The sequence below is a fragment of the Paraburkholderia sp. FT54 genome (genome assembly GCF_031585635.1).
GTDB lineage: Bacteria > Pseudomonadota > Gammaproteobacteria > Burkholderiales > Burkholderiaceae > Paraburkholderia.
On record NZ_CP134196.1, the window covers coordinates 2,070,003 to 2,093,427 of the forward strand.

Sequence of the window (23,425 nt, forward strand, 5' to 3'; positions counted from 1 at the left end):
TTTCCGGCGCCGCGCGACATATTTCGACATAGATTGTTGCGGGGGAAACAGCGGACCGGCCTCGCTTCCGTACGGCGACGTTGCCGCTCCCGGCTCTCGTCTACGACAGGAAGCGAGGGCGGCAATCGTTCTTCATATCATTGCGTTGCACGCGCCATGGCGACATCGGCGGTCCGGTCCGCCTGATACGACGAGCGCACCAGCGGTCCCGCCACGACTTCGCGAAAACCCATCTCCAATCCCGCGTCGCGCCAGGCGTCGAACTGTTGCGGCGTCACATAGCGCCGCACCGGCATATGAAAACGCGACGGCGCGAGATACTGCCCGATCGTCAGGATGTCCACGCGATGCGCGCGCAGGTCGCGCATCGCGTCGAGCAGTTCTTCGTCGGATTCCCCCAGTCCGGCCATCAACCCTGACTTGGTCAGCATCGTCGCGTTCGCCTGTTTGACACGCGCGAGCAGTTGCAGCGAGCCCTGATAATCCGAGCCCGCGCGCGCGGCGCGATATAAAGCAGGCACCGTCTCCAGATTGTGATTGAAGACATCCGGCCACGCGTGCGAAAGCGCCTGTAACGCCCGCTCGACGCGTCCACGGAAATCCGGCGTCAGCACTTCAACCCGAATGCCCGGCACGCGCTCGCGCAGCAACGCGACGCAGCGGGCAAAATGCGCCGCGCCGCCGTCACGCAGATCATCGCGATCCACCGACGTCACCACGACGTAGCGCAAGCCGAGCGCCGCCACGGCATCCGCTAACCGCGCGGGCTCCCCTTCGTCGAGCGGCGCAGGACGGCCGTGCGCGACGTCGCAGAACGCACAGCGCCGCGTGCAGATGCCGCCCATGATCATGAACGTCGCGGTGTGCCGCGCAAAACATTCGCCGATGTTCGGACACATCGCCTCCTCGCACACGGAATGCAAACGATGCTCGCGCAGGATCGCCGCAATGCCGGCGACCGTCTCGCTCATCATCGGCTTCGCGCGCAGCCACGGCGGCTTCGACAAGACTTCGCCGTGCGTGGCCGGCACGATCTTCACCGGAATCCGTGCGAGCTTGTCAGCGCTGCGCTTGCCGTGCTGACCGAGCGCGGTGACGCTGTCGCCATGCAATGCGGCGTCCATTTCAGCGCCCCAGAAAATCGTTGAGCAGACGATTCACTTCGGAGGCCGCCTCCATCTGCACCATATGCCCCTTGCCGTCGAGCACATGAACGCGGATGTCGCCTTGCAGGTCCCGCGCATGCGCGGCCGGGATGATCTGATCCTGCGCGCCCCAGATCACCAGACTGCGCGGCGCGAGTTCCGCCAGCCGGTCACGATAGCTCGTGCGTTGCACGTTGCCATCGAACGCCGACGCCGCGATCTTGCGCAGCGCCTCGGGCACGCCTTCGAGCCGCTTGTACTTGACGATGTCCTCCACCAGTTGACGCGTCACGAGACCTGGGTCGGCGAAGAGTTTCGCCAACTGCGGCTTGAGCGCATTGCGATTGCTGCCCTCGGTAAAACCGTGGATGTAGTCACCGTTGATCTCCTTGCCCAAACCCACGCCCGAGATCAACGCCAATGAGGCCACGCGCCCTGGCGCTTTCGCCGCCACGGTCATCGCGATCAACGCGCCCATGGAGTGGCCGATCAGATGCACGTTGTCGATGCCGCGATCGTCCATGAACGCAATCACGCTGTCCGCGAGTTCGTCGGCACTGCCGGTGTCGAGCGCCTTGCCGGATTCGCCATGACCCGGCAGATCCAGCGCCCACACGGCGCGCTGCGCGGCAAGGTCGGCATGATTGAACAACCAGTTGTTCAGATCGCCGCCGAAGCCGTGAATCAGCAGCGCGGGCGTGCCGCCCTCGCCGAGTTTCAGATAGCGCACGGTGCGTCCGCCGATCTGCGTTTTCTCCGGTTGCGGGCCACTGTCGCCATCCGCCGACGTGGCCGGCACGAAGTCGCGTTGAAACGCTTCGACTTCCGAATCGATCTGCGCGTCCGGCGTCTCCGCGTCCGCGACCACCGCCAGCAACGCGCCGACCGGCAGCGTGTCGCCCTCCTGGGCGATCTGCCGGCGCAGGATGCCCTCGAACGCACACTCGACGCCTGACGAGATCTTGTCCGTTTCCACGTCGAGAATTTCGTCGCCCTTCACTACCTTGTCGCCGATGGCCTTGAGCCACCCGTTGACCTGTCCCTGCTCCATCGACAAGCCCCATTTGGGCATCGTGATCATATGGATCGGCATCGCTCAAGCCCTCACTTTCAGCACGGCGTCGGCGATCTGCGCGGCCGACGGGATATACATGTCTTCGAGCACGCCGGCGAACGGCGCGGGCGTATGCGGCGCGGTCACCATTTCGATCGGCGCCTTGAGCGAGTGAAACGCGCGCTGCGCGATCAGTGCGGAAATGTCGGTGGCGATCGAGCAACGCGGATTCGCTTCGTCGACCACGACCACGCGTCCGGTGCGGTTCGCGCTTTCCAGTATGGTTTCTTCGTCGAGCGGCGAGGTCGTCCGCAAGTCGATCACCTCGACCTGGATGCCGTCCTTGGCGAGTTTTTCGGCGGCTTCGGTAGCGTAGTGCACCATGCGTCCGTAGGTGACGACCGTCGCATCGTCGCCGTCACGCACTACGTTCGCCTCGCCGAACGGAATCGCATACGACTCTTCGGGCACGTCGCCCTCGCGGCTGTATAGCAACTTGTGCTCGCAGAAAATCACCGGATCGTTGTCGCGGATCGCCTGGATCAGCAGTCCCTTGGCGTCATACGGCGTCGACGGGCAGACTACTTTCAGTCCGGGAATGTGCGTGAACAACGAAGTCAGCATCTGCGAATGCTGGGCCGCCGCGCGCAAGCCTGCGCCCTGCATCGCGCGGATCACGACCGGCGTGACCGCCTTGCCGCCGAACATGTAGCGGAACTTGGCGGCCTGGTTGAAGATCTGGTCGAAACACACACCCATGAAATCGATGAACATCAGCTCCGCGACCGGCCGCAGGCCGCAGGCCGCCGCGCCGACTGCCGCGCCGATATAGCCGCCTTCCGAGAGCGGCGTGTCGAGCACGCGCCCCGGATATTTGTGAAACAGTCCCTTCGTGACGCCGAGAACGCCGCCCCACGCGTCCTGTTCACCGGGCGATCCGGCGCCGCCCGCGTTGTCCTCGCCCATCACGATGACGGTTTCGTCACGGGCCATTTCCTGACTCAGGGCTTCGTTGATTGCCTGAGAGAATGTGATCTTGCGTGCCATGTCTGTCTCCAGATTGTTCAGGTATCCAACGCGTGTGTCACGGATAAGACACGTAGACGTCGCTCAACAGGTCTTCAGCAGTCGGCAACGGCGCGGCCTTGGCTTGCGTCACCGCACTGTCGATCAGACTCTTCACCTCGGCATCCACACCGCGCAACTGATCCGCGCTCAGCATTTCGGCGCGCACCACACGCTCTTCGAAACGCTTCAGGCAATCCTTCTCATCGCGCAGTTTCTGCACTTCGCCCGGCGCGCGATAGGTTTGCGCGTCGCCTTCGAAGTGGCCGAAGTAACGCGAGAACTTCACTTCGACGAGCGTCGGTCCGCCGCCTTTGCGCGCCCGTTCGATCGCTTCGCCGAGCGCCTCATGCACCGCGAAGAAATCGAAGCCGTCCACGATCACGCCCGGCATGCCGAAGCCACTCGCGCGATCCGCGATGTTGTCGGTCGCCACCGACCATGTCGAGGACGTCGCTTCCGCGTAGCCGTTGTTCTCCGCCACGAAAATCGCCGGCAGCCGCCATACGGAGGCCAGGTTCAACGATTCGAAAATCACGCCCTGATTCGACGCGCCGTCGCCGAAGAAGCACACGCCCACGCCGCCCGATTTCTTGTACTTCGCCGCCAGCGCCGCGCCGCAAATCAACGGGCCGCCCGCGCCGACGATACCGTTCGCACCTAACATCCCTTTCGACAGGTCGGCGATATGCATCGAGCCGCCTTTGCCATGGCACACGCCGGTCTTGCGTCCATAAATCTCGGCCATCATGCCGCGCACATCGACGCCCTTGGCGATGCAATGGCCGTGACCGCGGTGGGTGGTCGCCACATAGTCGGCGTCGTTCAGATGCAACATCGTGCCGACCGCCGACGCCTCTTCGCCCGCATACAGATGCACGAAGCCGGGAATCTCGCCGGTCGCGAATTCCACATGCAGACGCTCCTCGAACTCGCGGATCGTGCGCATCATGCGATACGCCTTCAGTAGATCTTCCTTGCTCAACTCAGTTGAAACCGACATGGTGTGTCTCCTTGGAATGAATGCACTGCCTGCCCACAACCTACCTTTGATGCGCAACCACGTTTGCCATTTCCCGCACCAGCTGCCGCGACGCCGCGAAACGCAGCGTGCGTTCGACGTCGACGGTCAGCGGCCCTTCCCAATCCAGCGCGATCTCATAGCGGTCGCCGCGCTCCAGTTCGATTTCGCGCTCGCCGTCGAAGGCGAGCGTGCCGTGCTCGGCTTCGAGCGGCCGCCACATGCCGACTTCGAAACGTTCGCACGTGCGCATCAGCACGCGCTCGACGCGGCCCGGCGCAATCGGCGCCACCAGCGGCACGCCAGATTCACCGCGTGCTGCAAAGCGCAGATGCAAACCGTGCGACGCGGTGCGCTCCACAGGCGCCCACGCTCCGCCGATCGACGAGAGGCCGATGCCGTCCGGCGCGGCGAACGTGAGGAAGAGTTCTTCGATATCGGCCGGATCGGAGACGGCCCGCGCGCCGACAAAGCGCTGACGGCTCACGCAAACGTCGACCAGCGCGATCTCCTCGCGGCCGCGATTCGGGCCGGCGGTGCAACGCACCACGAGCCGCTTGTTGCGCGTCAGCGCCACGTCAGGCGGCACCGCGCCCGACGCGACCAGCGCGCCGGCAAGGCCGGCCACCGTGGCTTCGCGCAAATCCGGAAAGGCGTTGTTGGTGCCGGTGGACAAGGTCAGCAGCGGCACTCTTGCGCAATGCGCGGCGACCGCCCGATGCGTGCCGTCGCCGCCCAGCACGGCGATCAATTCGACGCCTGCCCGCAACATCGCGGCGACACCCGCGTGGGTATCGGCGACGCTGTCGGTGATCGGCTGTTCGATGAACTCGACTTCGGGCCAGCGCTGTTGCGCGGCGACGGCGTCGTGCGTGTCGAGCGCGCGCAGCAGCAGCGCCGCCACACCGGTCCGATCGCGCAGACACAGCACACGCGTCACGCCGAGCATGCCGAGTCCGGCCAGCAGGCGCACGACCATGTTGGCTTTTTCCGAGGTCGGAAACACCGACGCATAGGAAGTGAGGCGACGAATGTCGCGACCCGACGCGGGGTTCGCGATCACGCCGACGGTGATGGGCGATGGCACTGTGCTTGTCTCCTTTCTGCGCCATCGTCGAACGGCGGCGCTGTGTCATGCGCAGGACACTGCAAAGGGTGTGCCAATCTGCTGAAAAATCGCACCGCCGCGCGAAAGTGCCCTGTTTAAAGGGCTTTACGCATCGAGACGCCAGTTGGGACGGTGAGTCACCGCCACGCGATGCAGCGTTCAAGGCGTCTCACGAATGGGACGTGCGACGTTCCCTGCGTGGCCGAGCAGTTTGAATACGCGCCGCAAACCCTCTCCCCGCCTTGATCTACACGATTGCGCAAGCCGTCTCACCTGAGACTGAGACAAACGTCTCACGCGTCTCGCGTGCTGCATTGCAGTGTGATTCATCAAGCGGGATGTGATACAAGAACAGCCTGATCTCACTGTGTGTCGCTCGCCTGGAGCCGACCATGCCTTACGTCTCGCAGACCCAGCATATCGACCGCGTGCGTGGCGCCATTGAAGGACGCCTGCCCGCGCCCGCCGATTCTCCGCGGCTCGTCTCGTCGTGGCAGCGTTCGTTCGAACAATACCGGCTCGATCCGGGTGCCGTGATCGGGCCGCGCGTGCTGAGCTCGGCGGAATTGCGCGAAGTGCAAGGCAAGGAAGAAGCCTTTCTGCGTGCATCGGGCCAATGCCTGACACGTCTGCACGACATGATTCGCGTTGCCGACTATTGCGTGATGCTCACCGACGCGCACGGCGTCACCATCGACTACCGGATCGACCGCGAACGCCGCAGCGATTTCAAGCATGCGGGCCTGTATATCGGTTCGTGCTGGTCCGAGCGCGAGGAAGGCACGTGCGGCGTGGCGAACGTGCTGACCGATCTCGCGCCGATCATCGTGCACAAGACCGATCATTTCCGCGCGGCGTTCACCACGCTCACCTGTAGCGCGGCGCCGATCTTCGCGCCGACCGGCGAGATGATCGGCGTGCTCGACGCGTCCGCCGTGCAGTCGCCGGATAACCGCGACAGTCAGCGGCTCGTGTTTCAACTGGTGCGGCAAAGCGCGGGGCTGATCGAAGACGGTTACTTCCTCAATCAAACGACCCAGCACTGGATTCTGTTCGGCCATTCGAGCCGCAACTTTGTCGAGGCGCAGCCCGAAGTGCTGATCGCCTTCGACGAATGCGGCAATCTCGTCGCCGCCAATCGCAAGGCGCGCGAGTGCATTCCGGCGCTGAACGGTCCGCGCCATATCGACGATGTATTCGACACGTCGGGCTCGCACCTGCACGATGTCGCGCGCACGGATGCGATTGTCGGCTTGCGTCTGCGCGCGACCGGCACGACGCTGTATGCGCGCATTCGCGCGCCGCTCAGGCGTGTCTCTCGCTCGGCGTCCACGACGAACGACGGCGCCGCACGATCGGCGCAAACCGCGTCGCAAAACGATCTGCAACTCGGTGCGCTCGGCCGCTTCCTGCACAGCGCGGATCCGCAGATCGCGCACAACGCGGCCGTCGCGTTGCGCGTGATGGGCAAGCGTCTGCCGATTCTGATTCTTGGCGAGACCGGCGTCGGCAAGGAAGTATTCGCGCACGCGGTGCATGATTCGGGCGCGCGGCGCGCGAGGCCGTTTATCGCGGTGAATTGCGGCGCGATTCCCGAATCGCTGATCGAAAGCGAATTGTTCGGCTACGTGCCTGGCGCCTTCACCGGCGCGCGCAGCCGCGGCGCACGCGGCAAGATTGCGCAGGCGCACACAGGTACGCTGTTTCTGGATGAAATCGGCGACATGCCGCTCGATCTGCAAACGCGGCTGCTGCGCGTGCTGGCCGAAGGCGAGGTCACGCCGCTCGGCGGCGATGCGCCCGTGCGGGTGGATATCGACGTCATCTGCGCCACGCACCGCGATCTCGCGCAGATGGTCGCGGCCGGCACGTTCCGCGAAGACCTTTACTACCGGCTGAGCGGCGCGTCGTTGCCAATGCCGCCTTTGCGCGAGCGCACGGATATCCGCGACGTGATCGACGTGGTCTTCGACGAGGAAGCGCAAATGGCCGGCCACGTGCTTACCCTGGACGCGCAGCTTGCCGAGCGGCTTGCGGGCTTCGCATGGCCGGGCAACATTCGCCAGTTGCGCAATGTGCTGCGCTACGCCTGCGCGATCTGCGACGGCGCACGCGTGGAATTGCGCCATGTCGCGCCGGATATAGCGGCGTTGCTCGCGCCGGAGGCCGCGCACAAGCCGGCGTTATTGCGGATCGATTCGCATGACGGCCGGCAGCGGGACGCACGGCAGGACCCGCGCGAAGAGCGCGCACGCATTATCGATGCGCTCACACGCAATCAGTGGCGGCCGAACCCAACGGCGCAAGCGCTCGGCATATCACGCGCCACTTTGTACCGGCGTATTGCGTCGCTGGGCATCGTCGCGCCGCATCGACGTTGAAGCGCCAACTGTCAGCGTGATGCGCAGCCACGCGCAAAACACGCTGCTCGTCACCAGCACTACGTGGGACGGCTCGCGTGGTTGAGCCTGGGACCATCTGCGCCGCGTTAAACGGACGCATGACCGCGCGGGTCGCGCGAGGACGTTTCGCGCCGCGGGAAAGAGCAAGCACCCTTGCTATTGAGAGGTGTTTGCCCGGCATGCCATCTTGCATGAACGTGTCGTCCTGCTCGATTGCCCGGTTATTGAGGCGTCACCTGCACGGCCGCCGCCGAAACGAACACCGCGTGGACCGTATCGCCGACCTTGACGTCCTTCAGATCGACGTCCGGCCCGACTTGCAGCGTTTGCGTCTGATACGCGCCGCGCAGCGTGACCAGACGCTTCTTGCGATCGATCTTCTGCACGGTGGCGAGCACTTCGATCTGGCGAGCCGACTGGAAACCACCCGAGGCCGGGGCATAGACATCCGTGTCGACTCGCGCGCGAATACCCTTGTCTTTCCCGGTGACCTTCTCGGCCTTCACGAGCAGCGCATTCTTGTAGAGCACGTCGACGCGGTCACCCACTTTCAACTGGTCGAAACCCTGCACCTGCTGGCTCACCAGCACGACCAGCACGTTGCCGCCCTGCCCCTTGAGCGTGAGCGTGCGGCTGTTTGGATCGATACCGACGATCTGCGCCTTCAGATGGACGGGCTCCACCTCGCTGACGATGCCTTGCGCGGCGCTAGCCATGGCATCTTGCGCCCAGGCCGGCTGTGCTGCGGCAAACGCCGCGACCATCAACGCTGCTCCAATCGTCGTTGCCTTCATGTGCATGCTCCTTGAGAAATTGTTTGATCCAGCGTGACGGCGATCTGAAACCGCGGGATGCCGGCTCTCAACGCCGTGAATACTTGTGTATCTTCGGGATGATAGTTTTCAAAAGGTACGACGCAAATGATTTTACATGCCTTACAACAGCCTGCAATTGATTGAATTGTGATTTTCAAATGAATTCGCGTGGACATTAGAGCGCAGCGGCATGGCGTCGCAGCGGCATCCTGTCGGTCGACCACGCCGGGATACTTTCACGGCCATTCATAATGAGCGCGTGCTTTAAATGCAGACAGCATTAAACACATACTGTATGGCGATCGAATCGGCAATCGATGTCTCGTGGTATTCCGCCATAATCAAAAGTGTCTTTAGATCAAATTAGACGGCATTCGATGTGATCGCGGCACAAAAATAAACAGCCTCGTCGCGAGAGCGACGAGGCTGTTTATCCAGCGTCAACCGTAGCGCGGACTAACCCGCTAAACGATCACACTCGTTCAATCGCGATCGCAATACCCTGGCCGACGCCGATGCACATCGTGCACAACGCAAAACGGCCTTGCGTGCGATGCAGCTGATACATCGCGGTGGTCACCAGGCGCGCGCCGCTCATGCCGAGCGGGTGGCCGAGTGCGATCGCGCCACCGTTCGGATTCACACGGGCGTCGTCGTCGGCCACGCCGAGTGCGCGCAACACCGCGATGCCTTGCGACGCGAAGGCCTCGTTCAGTTCGATCACGTCGAATTGATCGATGGTCATGTTCAGGCGCACCAACAGTTTTTGCGTGGCGGGCGCCGGGCCGATGCCCATCACGCGCGGCGCAACGCCGGCCGTGGCGATACCCAGCACGCGAGCACGCGGCGTGAGACCGAAGCGCCTGGCGGTCTCTTCATTCGCGAGCAGCAGTGCCGCCGCGCCGTCGTTCACGCCCGAGGCGTTGCCCGCCGTGACCGTGCCGTCCGGACGCACCACGCCCTTGAGCTTGGCGAGCGTTTCAAGACTCGTCTCACGCGGATGCTCGTCTTGCAGCACGGTGACCGGATCGCCCTTCTTCTGTGCGATCGTCACGCCGACGATTTCCTGCGCGAGTGTGCCGTCGCGTTGCGCACGCGCGGCTTTCTGCTGGCTGCGCACAGCGAAGGCGTCCTGATCGGCACGGCTGATGCTGTAGTCCGTCGCGACGTTCTCGCCCGTTTCCGGCATCGAATCGACGCCGTACATTTTCTTCATCAGCGGGTTGACGAAACGCCAGCCGATGGTCGTGTCGTAGATCTCGGCCTGGCGCGAAAACGCTGTCGGCGCCTTGCCCATCACGAACGGCGCGCGGCTCATGCTTTCCACGCCGCCGGCCACCATCAACGCGGCCTCGCCCGACTTGATCGCGCGCGCCGCGATGCCGACCGCGTCCATACCCGAACCGCACAGGCGGTTCACCGTCGTGCCCGGCACGCCTTGCGGCAAGCCGGCCAGCAGTAGCGACATGCGCGCGACGTTGCGGTTGTCCTCACCGGCCTGGTTCGCGCAGCCGTAGATCACGTCGTCGATCGCGTTCCAGTCGACGTCTTTGTTGCGCTCCATCAGCGCTTTGAGCGGCACGGCGCCCAGATCGTCGGCGCGCACCGACGACAGCGAACCCGCATAGCGGCCGATGGGGGTGCGAATCGCGTCGCACAGGAATGCTTCGGTCATGTGATGTCTCCAGTTGATGTGCTGCTTGCGCTACGCCGCGGCCGGCTCTCCGGCGTAGCGCAAGCACCGGCAAGCGCGACGGGAAGCGGCTGCGAGGCAGCCGTCACGCCAGTTCAGCTTAGCGCAGGATAGTGAACGACGGGCTCGAGATTGCGGCCATTTGTTCTTTATGCGAACATTCGGTCATATATCGAACAATTAGACCCGATGATAGGCGTGTGCGCGAAACCATGTCAAGCGCGGCCAGGCCTGCACCAGGGAATACGTGCAGGCCGCGGCCGTTCTTGCAAAGGATCAGACGAATGACGCGCTCGTGCCCGCCGGCGCGTGTTCAACGCGCGGGCACGGGGCTGGAGGCCGCGGCGGGGCCGCGTGGAAGCTGGTTATTGGCGGATCTGGATATGCTCGTCTTCGACGTAGCTGCGGATCACGTCGGCAAAACTTTGCTCGCCGCTCAGCCCCAGCCCCTCGGCGCGCGACGTATCCCACCGTCCCGGCCAGCTGCCCACGATCTTTTCGATTCGCGCATCCGGCTCCCACACGATCCGCTCGGCGACCGCGTCGCCCGCGACCTCGCGCAGCGCGGCGACCATCTCGTCAACGCTCACCGAAATGCCCGGCAAATTCAGCACGCGCTGGTTACCCAACGCGGCGGAATCGAGTTCGAGTCCGGCGATCAGACTCTCGATCGCCTTGCGCGGCGACAGCAGCCATAGGCGCGTCGAGCCCGACACCGGGCACACTGCCGCTTCGCCGTTCAACGGCTCGCGAATGATGCCGCTCGCGAACGACGACGCCGCCGCATTCGGCTTGCCCGGCCGCACGCTGATGGTCGGCAACCGCACCACACGGCCGTCGACGAAACCGCGCCGCGCGTAATCGTTGAGCAGCAACTCCGCGATCGCCTTCTGCGCGCCATACGACGACTGCGGATTCAGCGCGGTATCGTTCTGCACGACCTCGGGCAACTCGCCGCCATAGACCGCCACCGAACTGGTGAACAACACACGCGGCCGGTGGCCGCGTTGTCGGCAAACTTCGAGCAACAGGCGCGATGCGTCCAGATTGATGCGCATGCCGAGATCGAAGTCCGCTTCGGCCTGGCCGCTCACGATCGCGGCCAGATGGAAGATCGCCGAAGTCTGGTTGTCGATCACGCGCTCGAGCACACTGCGCTCGGCGATGTCGCCCACTTCCGCGCGCACGCGGCTATCGCCGAAATCGTTGGCTTGCACCACGTCGAGCAACACCAGTTCGGTAATCGCTTGCGGCGTGCCTTGCGCGTCTTTCAGGGCGCCACGCGCGAGCAGTTCACGCGCGAGACGCTGGCCGAGAAAACCCGCGCCGCCGGTAATCAGTACTTTCATGATGGGTTTCGTCCTTGTTAGCGGGTCGCGTTCAGATAAGGCTTGAGCCAGCCGAGACCGGCTGAGGTGCCCGCGCGCGGCCGGTATTCGCAGCCGATGTAGCCGTCGTAGCCAAGCGAGTCGATCAGTTCGAGCAGATAGGGATAGTTCAGCTCGCCCGTATCGGGTTCATGCCGTTCCGGCACGCCCGCGATCTGAATGTGGCCGATGCCGGCCATATCGCGTTTGAGTTTCACTGCCAGATCGCCTTCGACGATCTGGCAGTGGTAGCAGTCGAACTGCACCTTGAGATTCGGCGCGCCGACTTCGGCGCAGATCGCTTGCGCCTCGTCCTGGCGGGTCAGAAAGAAGCCCGGCATGTCGCGCGTATTGATCGGCTCGATCACGACCGTGATGCCTTCGGCTTGCGCGGCCTTGGCGGCATGCGCGAGATTGCTCAGGTATACCTCGCGATGCTTTGCGCGCGGCTGATCCGCGCCGATCAGGCCGGCCATCACATGCAGCTTGCGATTGCCGATCACACGCGTGTAGTCGAGCGCGGTGTCGATGCCGCGGCGAAATTCGTCCTCGCGGCCCGGCAGCGAGGCAATGCCGCGTTCGCCGCCGGCCCAATCGCCGGGCGGCGCATTGAAGAGCGCTTGCGTCAGACCGCTCGCGTCGAGCCGCGCCTTGATCTCATCGGCGCGGAAATCGTAGGGGAACAGAAACTCGACCGCTTCGAAGCCGTCTTGCGCCGCGGCGGCAAAACGGTCGAGGAACGCGTGCTCGTTGTACATCATGGTGAGATTGGCGGCGAAGCGAGGCATGGCAGCAACTCCTTGAAAACGGTTTGGTCCGGCGCGCGGCGGCGACGCATGCCGCGCATGAGCGTCGATTTATCGGTTGACCAGCTTGGCCGGCGTGAGCCATGTGGCAATCGCGCCGATCACGAGCATGCCGGCCAGCACATACATGCCGGTCTGCGTGCTATGCGTGAGGTCCTTCAGATAGCCGATCATGTAAGGGCTCGCGAAACCCGCGAGATTGCCGATCGAATTGATGATCGCAATGCCGGCCGCGGCGGTCGCGCCTGACATGAACGCGGTCGGCAGCGACCAGAAAAGCGGCGCACAGGTCAGCACACCGGCGGCGGCGAGCGAGAGAAACGCGATCGACACCACCGTGTTGTCCGCGAACGAAGCCGCCACCGTGAAGCCGACCGCGCCGAACAGCGCCGGCACGATCAGATGCCAGCGGCGCTCGCGGCGCTTGTCGGCGCTGTGCCCCATCAGATTCATCACGACGATCGCGCACAGAAACGGAATCGCGCTCAGCAGGCCGATGTTGAATGCGCCCGTCACACCCGTCGATTTGACGAGCGTCGGCATCCAGAACGTCAGGCCGTATTGCCCGGTGACGAACGCGAAATAGATCAGCGACATCCACCACGTGCGCGGGTCGCGGAACACCGCGCCGAGCGAGTGCGCCTGGACCTTTTCCTGCGGCTGCGCGGCGGCAATTTCATCGGTGAGCAGGCGCTTTTCGCGTTCGCTCAGCCACTTCGCGGCGGCGATGCCGTTGTCGAGATACAGGATCGTGGCGATGCCGATCGCGACGGCGGGGATCGCTTCGATCAGGAACATCCACTGCCAGCCCGCGAAACCCGAGCTGTTGTGGAACGTCTGCATGATCCAGCCGGAGAGCGGGTTGCCGAAGATGCCCGACACCGGAATCGCCGACATGAACACTGCGATGATCTTCGCGCGCCGATGCGACGGGAACCAGTAAGTGAGGTACAGGATCACGCCGGGATAGAAACCGGCTTCGGCGAGGCCGAGAAGAAAGCGCAAGATGTAGAACTGCATCGGCGTCTTCACGAATACGAACACCGCCGACATCAAGCCCCAAGTGATCATGATCCGCGCAATCCAGATACGCGCGCCGAGCTTGTGCATCAGAATGTTGCTCGGCAATTCGAACAGGAAATAGCCGATGAAGAACACGCCTGCGCCGAGGCCGAACACCGTTTCGCTGAACGCCAGGTCCTGCGACATTTGCAGTTTCGCAAAGCCGACATTCACGCGGTCCAGATAGGCGACTACGTAGCACAGCATCAGAAACGGCACGATGCGCCAGAACACTTTCTTATAGGTTCGCTCGACTTCGGCGGCGCCGGGTTGTCCCATGGCGGCCGCAATCGGCTGGCTCGATGTGGCTTGATACGAACTCATGCATTGTCTCCTTCAATGGATGGCCTGACGCGGCGCGTTGAGCGCAACGTGGCCTAACTTTGTTTTGTCGGCTACGGCTACCAGCGCGCGCCGAACACGGTACGCAGTTCTTCGAGTGCGGCTTCGTCGAGCGGCGCGGGCCGTGGATTCGTCAGCAACCACAGACGCGCGGTCTCTTCGAGTTCTTCGAGCGCATAGGCGGCTTGCGCCACCGAACGCTCCCACACCACCGGACCGAGACGCTCGAGCAGCACGGCGCGAACGCTGTCGGCCAAAGCCGCGATCTGTTCGGCGACTTGCGGATCGCCGGGCCGCCTGTAACGAATCAGGGGGACGTGGCCCACTTTCATCACGTAGTACGGCGTGATGGGCGGCAGCACGTCGGCCTCGCGCCAGACGCCCGCGAGCGTCAACGCGACCAGATGCGTCGAATGGGTATGGACGATGCCGCGCGCCGTGGCGTTGCGCGCATAGATGCCGCGATGCAAGGCCAGCGTTTTCGACGGCCTGCCGCCGGACACCGCGTTGCCGTCGAGATCGACCTTGGCGATATCGGCGGGATCGAGCCGGCCGAGACAGGCATCGGTCGGCGTGATCAGCCAGCCGTCGTCGAGCCGCGCGCTGATGTTGCCGGCGGTGCCCACCGTGTAGCCGCGTTGATAGAGGCTCGCGCCGGTCACGCAGATTTCCTCGCGAACGCGCGCTTCGTTCGTCGTCTGGAGTGCGGGTGCGTGGGTCATTGCGCGGCTCCGTCCAGATGACGCAGTGCCTTTTCGAAGAAGTCACTCGTGCCGAAGTTGCCGGACTTCAGCGCGAGCGCGAGCGGCTCGGCGCCGGTCGTGGCAGTGGCCGGCACGCCGGGATCGATCTGCGCGCCGATTCGCAGCGTGTGCACGTCGAGCGCCTGCACCACCGCGCCCGAGGTTTCGCCGCCCGCTACCACGAACTTGCGCACGCCGCGTTCATGCAAGCCACGCGCAATCGACGCCAAAGTGTTTTCAACAAGATGCCCCGCTTCGTTCACACCGAGTTGGCGCTGCACGGCTTTGACTTCATCGGGCGTGGCAGTGGCATAGATCAGCATGGGTTCGCCTTTGTCGAGGTACGGCTGCGCAAAGGCCAGCGCCTGTTCGACGACGTTCTCCCCGCGCGCCGCAGCGAGCGGATCGACGCGAAACGCGGGCCGTGTAGTGCGCCACTCGGCCACCTGCGCGTTGGTCGCTTTCGACGCGCTGCCGGCCAGCACCGCCGACAATCCGCCGACTCGCGGCAGTTGCGCGGCGTCCGCCTGTTCCGCCAGCAAACCAGCGCGGCGAAAGTTGGCCGGCAAACCCAAAGCGACGCCGGAACCGCCCGTGATCAACGTCAGATCGGCGCAGGCTTCGCCGAGTACGTAGAGATCGGCGTCGGACACGGCATCCGCAATTGCCATGCGCACGCCTTCGTTGCGCAAGACGTCGAACGATTTGCGCACGGTCGACACGCCTTGGGCCACGGCGTCGTAACGCACGAGACCGACTTTCGATCGAGTCTGCCGTTGCAGCACGCTCACGAGGTTCGCATCGCGCATCGGCGTGAGCGGATGGTTTTCCATGCCAGACGCGTTGAGCAGCGTATCGCCGACAAACAGATGGCCGCGAAAGATCGTGCGGCCGTTTTCGGGAAATGCGGGACAGGCGATGGTGAACGCGCTGGCCTTGCCGTCGGCGGACAACGCGTCGAGCAGCGCGTCCGTCACCGGGCCGATATTGCCCGCGTCGGTCGAATCGAACGTCGAGCAGTATTTGAAGAAGAACTGCCGGCAGCCTTGCGCGCGCAACCAGTCGAGCGCGGCGAGCGATTGCGCGACCGCATCGGCGGCGGGAATGGTGCGCGATTTCAGCGCGACCACGAGCGCGTCGGCCTCCACCGTTTCATTCGATGCGGGCACGCCGATGGTCTGCACCGTGCGCATGCCGCCGCGCACCAGCATGTTGGCGAGATCGGTCGCGCCGGTGAAGTCGTCGGCGATGCAGCCGAGCAGTGCGCGTTTCGTTGTAGCCGTCATGATGCTGACCTCCTCACTTCGCCGCCGGCACGTCGATGCCGGGAAAAATCTTGATCACCGCGGAATCGTCCTCACCGCCGTGACCGGCCGTGGACGCCATCATGAACATCTGATGCGCCGCCGCCGACAGCGGCAGCGGGAATTTCGAGCGGCGCGCGGTATCGAGCACGAGGCCGAGATCCTTGACGAAAATATCGACGGCCGAGAGCGGCGTGTAGTCGCCCTTGAGAATGTGCGGCACACGGTTTTCGAACATCCACGAATTGCCCGCGCTATGCGTGATGACCTCGTACAGCGCATCCGGATCGACACCTTCGCGCAGGCCGAGCGCCATGGCCTCGGCGGCCACCGCGATATGCACGCCGGCCAGCAACTGATTGATGATCTTTACCTTCGACCCCGCGCCGTGTTCGGCACCGAGCCGATACACCTTGCCGGCCATCGCAGCCAGCACGTCCTCACATGCGGCGTAGGCCGCCGCCGGACCGGACGTCATCATGGTCATTTCACCGGATGCCGCGCGCGCCGCGCCGCCCGACACCGGTGCGTCGAGCATCTGCAAACCGGCCGCCTCGATCCGCTTGCCGAGTTCGATGGCGAAGTCCGGCGCCACCGTCGCGCTGGCAATCACCACGCCGCCCTTTTTCATTGCGGCGACCGCGCCCTGCTCGCCGAACAACACAGCTTCGGTTTGCGCGGCATTCACCACCAGCGTAACGACCACCTCGCACTGCGCGCCGAGTTCGGCGGGCGTCGCGCAACCCATGCCGCCTTCCGCGACGAACGCATTCAGGACTTCGCTGCGCAGATCGCACGCATGGACTTGCAGACCCGCGCGCAGCAGCGAACGCGCGACACCCAGGCCCATTGCACCAAGACCGATGACACCGACATTTCTGGACATGCTTGACCTCTATGAATTCGTTGGGCGCTCGCGCCTGAAGCTGAACACCGAAGCTCAGCAGTAAAGCTCAGCAAATCCCCGCTTCCGCGAGACGCCGTGCCGCGTTGTACATATGAGTTCGCGCCGCGTTGCGCGCCGCCATTGGATCGCCTGCGCGAATCGCCGCGGCGATTGCCGCATGTTCTTCACGCACCTGACGCGAAAAGTCCTCGCGCAATGCTTCGTTGCGGCGCGTGACGACCGTGCCGGCCTCCAGGTACTGATTCAGGAACGTGAGGGTTTTGAGGAAATACGGATTGCCGGTGGCCGCCGCGATCGCGCGATGAAACGCGACGTCTTGAGCCACGCCGTCCTCGCCGTCGGCCACAGCCTCGTCGATCTTCGCAAGCGCTGTGTCGATCGACACCATGTCGGCGTCGCTGCGGCGCATGGCGGCTTCCGACGCGACTTCCGCTTCGATGGCGCGGCGCAACGCGAGAATCTGCACCACCGAGCCGGGCTCGACCGCTTCCGCGTAGTCGATACGCAGCGGCCGGACCGTGCCGTGCGCGGCGACGAACACGCCGCTGCCCTGGCGCGGCTCAACCACGCCTTCGTTCTTCAGCCGCGAAATCGCCTCGCGGATCACCGTGCGGCTCACGCCGAACTGCTGCGCGAGCACGGCCTCGGTCGGCAGCTTGCCGCCGCGCTCGAAGGCGCCTTTGTCGATCTGCTTGAGAAGCTGCTGCGCGACGGTGTCGCTCAACGCTTTCGCAGGAATCTTCTCGAACATCGATGCCTCGATTGATCATGTTATCGGGTCATCATACAAATTTTAGATGCCGCCTGCATCCATGCAAACCCTGGGATTTTTGTTCGCCAGGCGGCAAAGTTGGCGAATCAGAAGGCTTAAGCTATCGTCACGCCTTTAGCGCGTCGCGCGGGGGATTCAAGCGCGGCGCGGGTCCGCAGTTCCTCGAACGCATCCTTCAGGCCCATGAGCAAAGCCCTGCCGCCGTCTTCCGCCGTTCTCGCCAGCGCCGAACCGGCCCCGGACAAACCGGGCGACTCATATGTGCAATCGTTCGCGCGCGGCCTCGCCGTGATCCGCGCGTTCGACGCCACGCGCCCCGAACAGACGCTGACCGACGTCGCCGCCGCCACCGGCCTCACGCGCGCCGGCGCACGCCGCATTTTGCTGACCTTGCAGACGCTCGGCTACGTGGAGGCCGAAGGGCGCCTGTTCCGTCTCACGCCGAAGATTCTCGACCTCGGCTTCGCGTATTTGACCTCGATGCCGTTCTGGAACCTCGCCGAGCCGGTGATGGAACAACTGTCGGCGCAGGTACACGAGAGCTGCTCGGCGGCCGTGCTCGATCGCACCGAGATCGTCTATGTGCTGCGCGTGCCGACGCACAAGATCATGACGATCAACCTGTCGATCGGCAGCCGCTTGCCGGCGTATTGCACGTCGATGGGCCGCGTGCTGCTGGCCGCGCTCGACGACGAGACGCTCGAGGCGACGCTGAGTTCGACGCCGCTCTACGCGCACACGCCGCGCACGGTCACCGACAAGGAAGAGTTGAAGAAGCTGATCGCGCAGGTGCGCCGCCAGGGCTGGGCGATCGTCGATCAGGAACTGGAAGGCGGGCTGATTTCGCTGTCCGCGCCGATTCGCAATCGCCAGGGACGCGTGATCGCCGCGATGAACATCAGCGGCAATGCGCAGCGCAATTCGGCCAAGCAGATGGTGAAGGCGTTTCTGGAGCCGCTGCAGCACGCCGCGCAATCCGTCTCGGAAATGGTGGCACGGCGCGGGTAAGCGCGGCTGCGGGCGCCACGCCATGACGGCGCCCTGTTCGAGCAATCAGCAAATCAATCGATTGGCTTATCCGCCGTTTCCTTCAGCATCGACACCGCGATCAACGACACCACGACGCACGCCGCCACATAACCGGCCGGCGCGAGCTTGCTGCCGGTCAGCTTGATCAGCCACGTCGCGACGAGCTGCGCGGTCCCGCCGAACACGCACACGCTCAACGCATACGCGATCGAAATACCGGTGGCGCGCACGCGCCGCGGAAACGACTCGCACATCAGGGCGAATTCCGACGCTGAACCCATCGAGTAGAACAGCAGCATCAGCGCGGTCAGCGACATGATGACCGGCAAGTGCGGGAAGCGGTTGATCAGCATGAAGGCCGGAAACAGCAGCAGCACCAGCACGCCGCGTCCGAACAGGATCGGTCGCTTGTGGGACGGGCTGACTCAGACGCGGCACGCCACGCCCGATCACTGGCCCAGATAGCGCTCCACCAGCCGCGTCCAGAACGCCGCGCCAACCGGCAGATTGCGGTCGTTGAAGTCGTAGTGCGGGTTGTGCACCATGCAGCCGTCTTCGCCCGCGCCGTTGCCGATGCGCAGGAACGTGCCCGGCCGCTTCTGCAGCATAAAGGCGAAGTCTTCGCTGCCCATCAGGATGTCGGTCTGCGCGACCACCTTGTCGTCGCCGACCAGTTCGCGCGCCACTTCCACCGCGAAATCCGTTTCGGCATCCGAATTGACCACCACCGGATAGCCTTCGATGTACTCCACCACCGCCTTGCCGCCATAGCTCGCGGCCTGCGATTCTGCGAGTTCGGTAATGCGCTTCTTCAACAGCGCGCGCACTTCGGGGCTGAACGAACGCACGCTCAACTCCAGCTTCGCGCTGCTCGAAATCACGTTGTTCGCGGTGCCCGCATGCATCGAACCAACCGTCACCACCGCCGGCTGCGACGGATCGACGTTACGCGCGACGATGGTCTGCAACGCCATCACGATGCTTGCCGCCACCACGACCGGATCGACCGTCAGATGCGGACGCGCCGCGTGGCCACCGACGCCTTCGATCGTGATGATCGCCTTGTCGCCCGCCGACATGAACGGCCCCTTGCGAAACAGCAGCACGCCCGGCTCCTCACCCGGATGGTTGTGCACGCCGAACACGGCGTCGCAGGGGAAGCGCTCGAACAGGCCGTCGTTGATCATCTTCAGCGCGCCGCTGTCGATGCCGCTCTCCTCGGCCGGTTGAAAGTACAGATGCACCGTGCCCGAAAAATTGCGCGTGGCCGCGAGGCGTTGCGCCGCGCCGAGCAGCATCGTGGTGTGGCCGTCGTGGCCGCATGCGTGCATCTTGCCGTGTGTGCCGCTCGCATACGGCAGGCCGGTTTGCTCGATGATCGGCAGCGCGTCCATATCGGCGCGAATGCCGATGCTGCGCTTGCCATCGCCCACTTTCAGCGTGCCCACCACGCCCGTCTGGCCGACGCCGCGCGTAACCTGCCAGCCCCATTGCTCGAGTTTGTCGGCGACCAGCGCGCCCGTCTGGTGTTCTTCGTACGCCAGTTCCGGGTGATGGTGAATGTGATGGCGAATCTCGCGCAGGCTTTCGGCAGCAGGCACCAGGTCGGACACTTCGGTAAAACGCGCGGCTTCGCTCATCTCCAGGGCTCCATGAATAGATAGCCGCATCAAAACGCGGCAAACAGGCGAGCACTATAGCCACGCCGTTTTGTTCGAATAAGATGCTGTTTTTTTCACCCCGATTAACAAGCGTTATATACGGGATTACCCCAATGAAACCGCAGCAGTTGCAGGCGTTCGTCGCCGCCGCCCATCATCGCAGCCTGCGCGCCGCCGCGCGCGAGCTCGGCGTGACGCAACCGGCCGTCACGCATACGATCCGCGAACTCGAAAGCGCGCTGAACGCCGAGTTGATGGTGCGCAGCGTGCGCGGCATCGAATTGACGGCGTGCGGGCTCGCGCTGCTGCCGCGCGCCGAGCAGTTGCTCGGCGATATGCGGCGCACGGTCGAAGCCGTCGAACAGGCGAAGGGAGAACTGGCCGGCAAGGTGAGCGTGGGCACCATGCCGTCGATCGCGCTAACGGCGCTGCCGCATGCGGTCTCGAAGTTTCGCCGCGCGATGCCGCTGGTCAATTTGCATCTGGAAGAAGTGACGATCCCGGACGCGGTCGCGCGCTTGCGCAATGGCGCGCTGGATATCGCGGCGATCCATCACGTGCAGGCGCTCGACAGCGATCTGGTGCAAGCGCCACTCTACTCGACGCAGTTCGTCGTCGCCATGCGCGCCGGGCATCCGCTTGCCAACGTGACGCGCCTGCATGAGCTGCTCGACGCGGAGTGGATCGTGACCGTGGGCGCCGATCACTTCCCGCACAGCGTGATGATGGCGATGTTCGCCGCGCACGGCCTGCCGGTGCCGAAGCGTTTGGTGCGCGCGCCATCGTCGTTCGCGGTGACGCTCGGACTGGTGTCGCAAACCGATGTGATCGGCTGCTTCACGCGGCCGCTTGCGCAAATGGTCGCGCCGCTCGGCATCCGCGTCGCACAGATCGAAGAAGCGCTGCCGAACTACGATCTCAGCATCATTTCGCGGCGCGGCCTGCTGCCGACGCCGGCCGTGTCGCAGTTCGTGTCCTGTCTGCAGGACGCGACGCGCGAGCGCATGGCGGCGGCCGGATAGTACGGCTTACTGAACGTCGGCTTCCGCCTTGAGAAACGCAATCAGCTCGTGTCCCGCGTCGTCGAGCGCGCCGGAATTGTCGATCGTGGTGCAGCGCACGCCGTCCGGCAACGAGAACGGCGCGCGGCGCGCGAGCCGCGCCGCCACCTGTTCCGCCGACTCGCGCGCCCGCGCGCCGAGCCGGGCTTCAAGAATATGCGGCGCGGCGTCCACGTGCACCACTTCCGTATGCGGATAACGCGCCAGCGTGTGTTGCAAATGCTGACGCGAACCGTTGACGACCACCGTGCAACCGCGCGCAAGCCACGCATCGAGTTCGATGCCGATGCCATAGCGCAGCGAGTGGCTCGACCATTCGAGCGCGAACAGGCCGAGCACGGAACGCGCCGCGAACTCTTCGACGCTCAACGCCACATGCGCCTCGCCATTGCCGCTCGGCCGCGTGATGTAGCGATGCGCGAACAGAATCGGCTCACCCATCAAGTGCTTGCGCGCGAACTCCAGCAATGAATCCTTGCCTGCGCCGGACGGCCCCATTACATAGATCAAACGACCTGTCATTGTTATTTCACCTCGGTCCGGAACGGGACACGTTGCCACAACACAAACGGCTCGCCTGGCGCCGGTTCGACGAAGAGCGCGGCGTGATCGACACGCAGCGGCCCGAGCGCGGGCGTGCGTGCCTGCCACCATGCGACCAGCGTGGCGCGCTCCTGTGCATCGGCGAGCGAACTGGAAAGCGTCATGTGAAAACGGAATTCGTCGAACACGTACGGATAGCCCCATTCGATCAACAGTGCGCGTTGCCGTTCGCTCAGCGGTGCCGTCAAACGGCGCGCCAGATCGGCGGCGGATGGCCGCGCGCGCAATGCATCGAGCGTTTGCAACGCGCTCGCGGCCACGTTGCGAATGTTGGCTTCGCCCTCCGGGTCGGCCGGCCTTAGTGCAACGAAGTCGCCGAGCGTCGCGGCTTCCACCGGCAACGCGAATGCGCTTTGCGTTTGCGCCCATTCACGCGTGGCTTGCAATACGTGTGCCTGCGTCACGCCGCTCGCGAGCCGAAACGGCGCGACCAATGTGCCGTGCCAGCCGTAGCGGCGCGGCGCTTCGGTGAGTTCCGCGAGCGGCCGCGTCAGCTCGGGAGGTTGCGGCGCTTCGCACCGCGCGCCGCTTTCCGCGTCGCGCGCCAGCCACGCCGACCCGTCCTGCCACCATGCCGATTCACGCGACGGTGCGTAATACACAGCGAAACGAGCCTCGGCGCTCCATTCAACGCCGCTCATAGGTCGTGCTCCACCAGCAGTTGCACGCGGTCCGCGGCGAAGTGCGTGAAGCCGTATTTGACCGGCGTGCCCTGCAGATCGACATCGACGTTTTCAACCCACAGCACCGGCTGCTGACGGTTGATATTCAAACGCCGCGCCACTTCAGGCTCGGGCAGCACGCTGCCGATGCGGCTCCACTTGCGCAGATAGTCGTTCACGCCGAATTCCGCCATGGCCTTCGTCATGCCGCCGGTGCGCTGCAGCACTTCCGGCAGGTCCGCGAAACGCGCCGCGGGATACCAGTTGCGCGCGAAAGTGAGCGGCACGCCATCCGATTCATGCAGCGATTCGATCCGGTAGACCGACGCGCCGGCCCGCAGGCTCAGCGCCTTCGCGACGCTCGGCTCGGCCTTCACGCGCGCAGCCGACAACATCGTGCCCGCCGCCGCGTGATGCTGCTGTCGCAAGTTTTCTGTAAACCGCGTGCGGCGGCCAATCGTATAGTCGATGGCGCCCGGCTGCACGAAGGTGCCGCGTCCCTGCTCGACGCTGACGAGGCCCAGCGCGGCAAGACCCAGCATGGCCCGCCGCACGGTATGCCGGTTCACGTCGAAGCGTTTGGCCAGTTCGCCTTCGCTCGGCAGGCGCCCTTCTTCGCCGAAGCCGCTGGCGGCGATTTCCGCCGCCAGAATCTGCTCGATCTGCCGCCACACGGCAACGCCCGCGCCGCGTTCGAGCATCGTGCCCGGCGTCGCGTTGTCGTTCGATGTCATGGTGCTGTCATTCCCCTGGGTTCAAATAATCGCAATGACGTGCATTGTAGTGCGCAAGCCGTGATGGAA

At 64.3% G+C, this 23,425-nt stretch carries 21 protein-coding genes and 1 pseudogene; 3 read left to right on the forward strand and 19 right to left on the reverse strand.

All coding sequences use genetic code 11. From position 1 onward, the window contains the following. Nucleotides 1-137: 137 nt before the first annotated feature. Genes lipA through RI103_RS28825 form a run of 5 tightly spaced genes read right to left on the reverse strand, consistent with a single transcriptional unit; the run spans nt 138 to nt 5,372 of the window. Nucleotides 138-1,124 (reverse strand): lipoyl synthase, encoded by a 987-nt coding sequence (lipA, locus tag RI103_RS28805; RefSeq protein ID WP_310815958.1) that lies wholly within the window; start codon nt 1,122-1,124, stop codon nt 138-140. Between the two features lies 1 nt (nt 1,125). Next, nucleotides 1,126-2,238 carry an acetoin dehydrogenase dihydrolipoyllysine-residue acetyltransferase subunit gene (locus tag RI103_RS28810; protein WP_310815959.1) on the reverse strand — a complete coding sequence of 371 codons (1,113 nt, stop codon included), beginning with the start codon at nt 2,236-2,238 and terminating at the stop codon, nt 1,126-1,128. A gap of 3 nt (nt 2,239-2,241) precedes the next feature. Continuing rightward, complete coding sequence (locus RI103_RS28815) at nt 2,242-3,246, reverse strand: alpha-ketoacid dehydrogenase subunit beta (RefSeq protein WP_310815960.1); 1,005 nt, start codon at nt 3,244-3,246, stop codon at nt 2,242-2,244. A 37-nt stretch (nt 3,247-3,283) separates the two neighbouring features. Beyond that, nucleotides 3,284-4,267 (reverse strand): thiamine pyrophosphate-dependent dehydrogenase E1 component subunit alpha, encoded by a 984-nt coding sequence (locus RI103_RS28820; protein ID WP_310815962.1) that lies wholly within the window; start codon nt 4,265-4,267, stop codon nt 3,284-3,286. A 40-nt stretch (nt 4,268-4,307) separates the two neighbouring features. Next, on the reverse strand, nt 4,308-5,372 hold the full coding sequence (locus RI103_RS28825; protein WP_310815964.1) for an NAD(+)/NADH kinase: 1,065 nt from the start codon (nt 5,370-5,372) through the stop codon (nt 4,308-4,310). A 413-nt stretch (nt 5,373-5,785) separates the two neighbouring features. On the opposite strand from RI103_RS28825, the gene RI103_RS28830 reads away from it, so the two are divergent. After that, on the forward strand, nt 5,786-7,774 hold the full coding sequence (locus RI103_RS28830; protein ID WP_310815965.1) for a sigma-54-dependent Fis family transcriptional regulator: 1,989 nt from the start codon (nt 5,786-5,788) through the stop codon (nt 7,772-7,774). Nucleotides 7,775-8,016: 242 nt separating this feature from the next. On the opposite strand, the gene RI103_RS28835 is transcribed toward RI103_RS28830, so the two are convergent. The 9 genes from RI103_RS28835 to RI103_RS28875 all read right to left on the reverse strand — a co-directional run bounded on the left by RI103_RS28835 (nt 8,017) and on the right by RI103_RS28875 (nt 17,585). After that, nucleotides 8,017-8,589, reverse strand: coding sequence for a hypothetical protein (locus RI103_RS28835; protein ID WP_310815966.1), 573 nt, complete (start codon nt 8,587-8,589; stop codon nt 8,017-8,019). Between the two features lie 493 nt (nt 8,590-9,082). Further along, complete coding sequence (gene pcaF / locus RI103_RS28840) at nt 9,083-10,285, reverse strand: 3-oxoadipyl-CoA thiolase (protein ID WP_310815967.1); 1,203 nt, start codon at nt 10,283-10,285, stop codon at nt 9,083-9,085. A gap of 383 nt (nt 10,286-10,668) precedes the next feature. Then, a complete protein-coding gene (gene denD, locus RI103_RS28845) occupies nt 10,669-11,652 on the reverse strand; it encodes a D-erythronate dehydrogenase (protein WP_310815968.1) in 984 nt (327 codons plus the stop codon). Nucleotides 11,653-11,669: 17 nt separating this feature from the next. Beyond that, the gene (gene otnI / locus RI103_RS28850; protein ID WP_310815969.1) at nt 11,670-12,458 is read right to left on the reverse strand and encodes a 2-oxo-tetronate isomerase; all 789 of its coding nucleotides are present in this window, start codon (nt 12,456-12,458) and stop codon (nt 11,670-11,672) included. A 69-nt stretch (nt 12,459-12,527) separates the two neighbouring features. After that, a complete protein-coding gene (locus tag RI103_RS28855) occupies nt 12,528-13,862 on the reverse strand; it encodes an MFS transporter (protein ID WP_310815970.1) in 1,335 nt (444 codons plus the stop codon). Between the two features lie 77 nt (nt 13,863-13,939). Next, complete coding sequence (locus RI103_RS28860; protein WP_310815971.1) at nt 13,940-14,602, reverse strand: aldolase; 663 nt, start codon at nt 14,600-14,602, stop codon at nt 13,940-13,942. Continuing rightward, on the reverse strand, nt 14,599-15,909 hold the full coding sequence (gene otnK, locus RI103_RS28865; RefSeq protein WP_310815973.1) for a 3-oxo-tetronate kinase: 1,311 nt from the start codon (nt 15,907-15,909) through the stop codon (nt 14,599-14,601). Before otnK ends, RI103_RS28860 begins: the two co-directional genes overlap by 4 nt. Nucleotides 15,910-15,922: 13 nt before the next feature. Beyond that, nucleotides 15,923-16,813 carry an L-threonate dehydrogenase gene (ltnD, locus tag RI103_RS28870; protein WP_310815975.1) on the reverse strand — a complete coding sequence of 297 codons (891 nt, stop codon included), beginning with the start codon at nt 16,811-16,813 and terminating at the stop codon, nt 15,923-15,925. Between the two features lie 67 nt (nt 16,814-16,880). Continuing rightward, entirely contained in the window at nt 16,881-17,585 is a 705-nt protein-coding gene (locus RI103_RS28875) for a FadR/GntR family transcriptional regulator (protein ID WP_310815977.1), read from the reverse strand. Nucleotides 17,586-17,789: 204 nt separating this feature from the next. Between RI103_RS28875 and RI103_RS28880 the strand changes: the two genes are divergently transcribed. Beyond that, nucleotides 17,790-18,614: an IclR family transcriptional regulator gene (locus RI103_RS28880; RefSeq protein ID WP_310815979.1), complete on the forward strand. Its 825-nt coding sequence runs from the start codon at nt 17,790-17,792 to the stop codon at nt 18,612-18,614. 53 nt (nt 18,615-18,667) lie between these two features. Here RI103_RS28880 and RI103_RS28885 read toward each other — a convergent pair. After that, nucleotides 18,668-19,051 (reverse strand): annotated as a pseudogene (locus tag RI103_RS28885) (MFS transporter); the annotation flags it as partial. 33 nt (nt 19,052-19,084) lie between these two features. After that, entirely contained in the window at nt 19,085-20,275 is a 1,191-nt protein-coding gene (locus RI103_RS28890; RefSeq protein ID WP_310815980.1) for a M20 aminoacylase family protein, read from the reverse strand. Nucleotides 20,276-20,409: 134 nt separating this feature from the next. Between RI103_RS28890 and RI103_RS28895 the strand changes: the two genes are divergently transcribed. After that, nucleotides 20,410-21,318 carry a LysR substrate-binding domain-containing protein gene (locus RI103_RS28895; RefSeq protein WP_310815981.1) on the forward strand — a complete coding sequence of 303 codons (909 nt, stop codon included), beginning with the start codon at nt 20,410-20,412 and terminating at the stop codon, nt 21,316-21,318. Between the two features lie 6 nt (nt 21,319-21,324). Here the strand turns inward: RI103_RS28895 and phnN are convergent, their stop codons facing one another. The 3 genes from phnN to phnF are packed head-to-tail and all read right to left on the reverse strand — an operon-like array spanning nt 21,325 to nt 23,356. Continuing rightward, entirely contained in the window at nt 21,325-21,879 is a 555-nt protein-coding gene (gene phnN / locus RI103_RS28900; protein WP_310815982.1) for a phosphonate metabolism protein/1,5-bisphosphokinase (PRPP-forming) PhnN, read from the reverse strand. 2 nt (nt 21,880-21,881) lie between these two features. Then, nucleotides 21,882-22,601: a DUF1045 domain-containing protein gene (locus RI103_RS28905; RefSeq protein WP_310815983.1), complete on the reverse strand. Its 720-nt coding sequence runs from the start codon at nt 22,599-22,601 to the stop codon at nt 21,882-21,884. Then, nucleotides 22,598-23,356, reverse strand: a complete 759-nt coding sequence (phnF, locus tag RI103_RS28910; RefSeq protein WP_310815984.1) for a phosphonate metabolism transcriptional regulator PhnF — start codon at nt 23,354-23,356, stop codon at nt 22,598-22,600. Before phnF ends, RI103_RS28905 begins: the two co-directional genes overlap by 4 nt. Nucleotides 23,357-23,425: the final 69 nt, after the last annotated feature.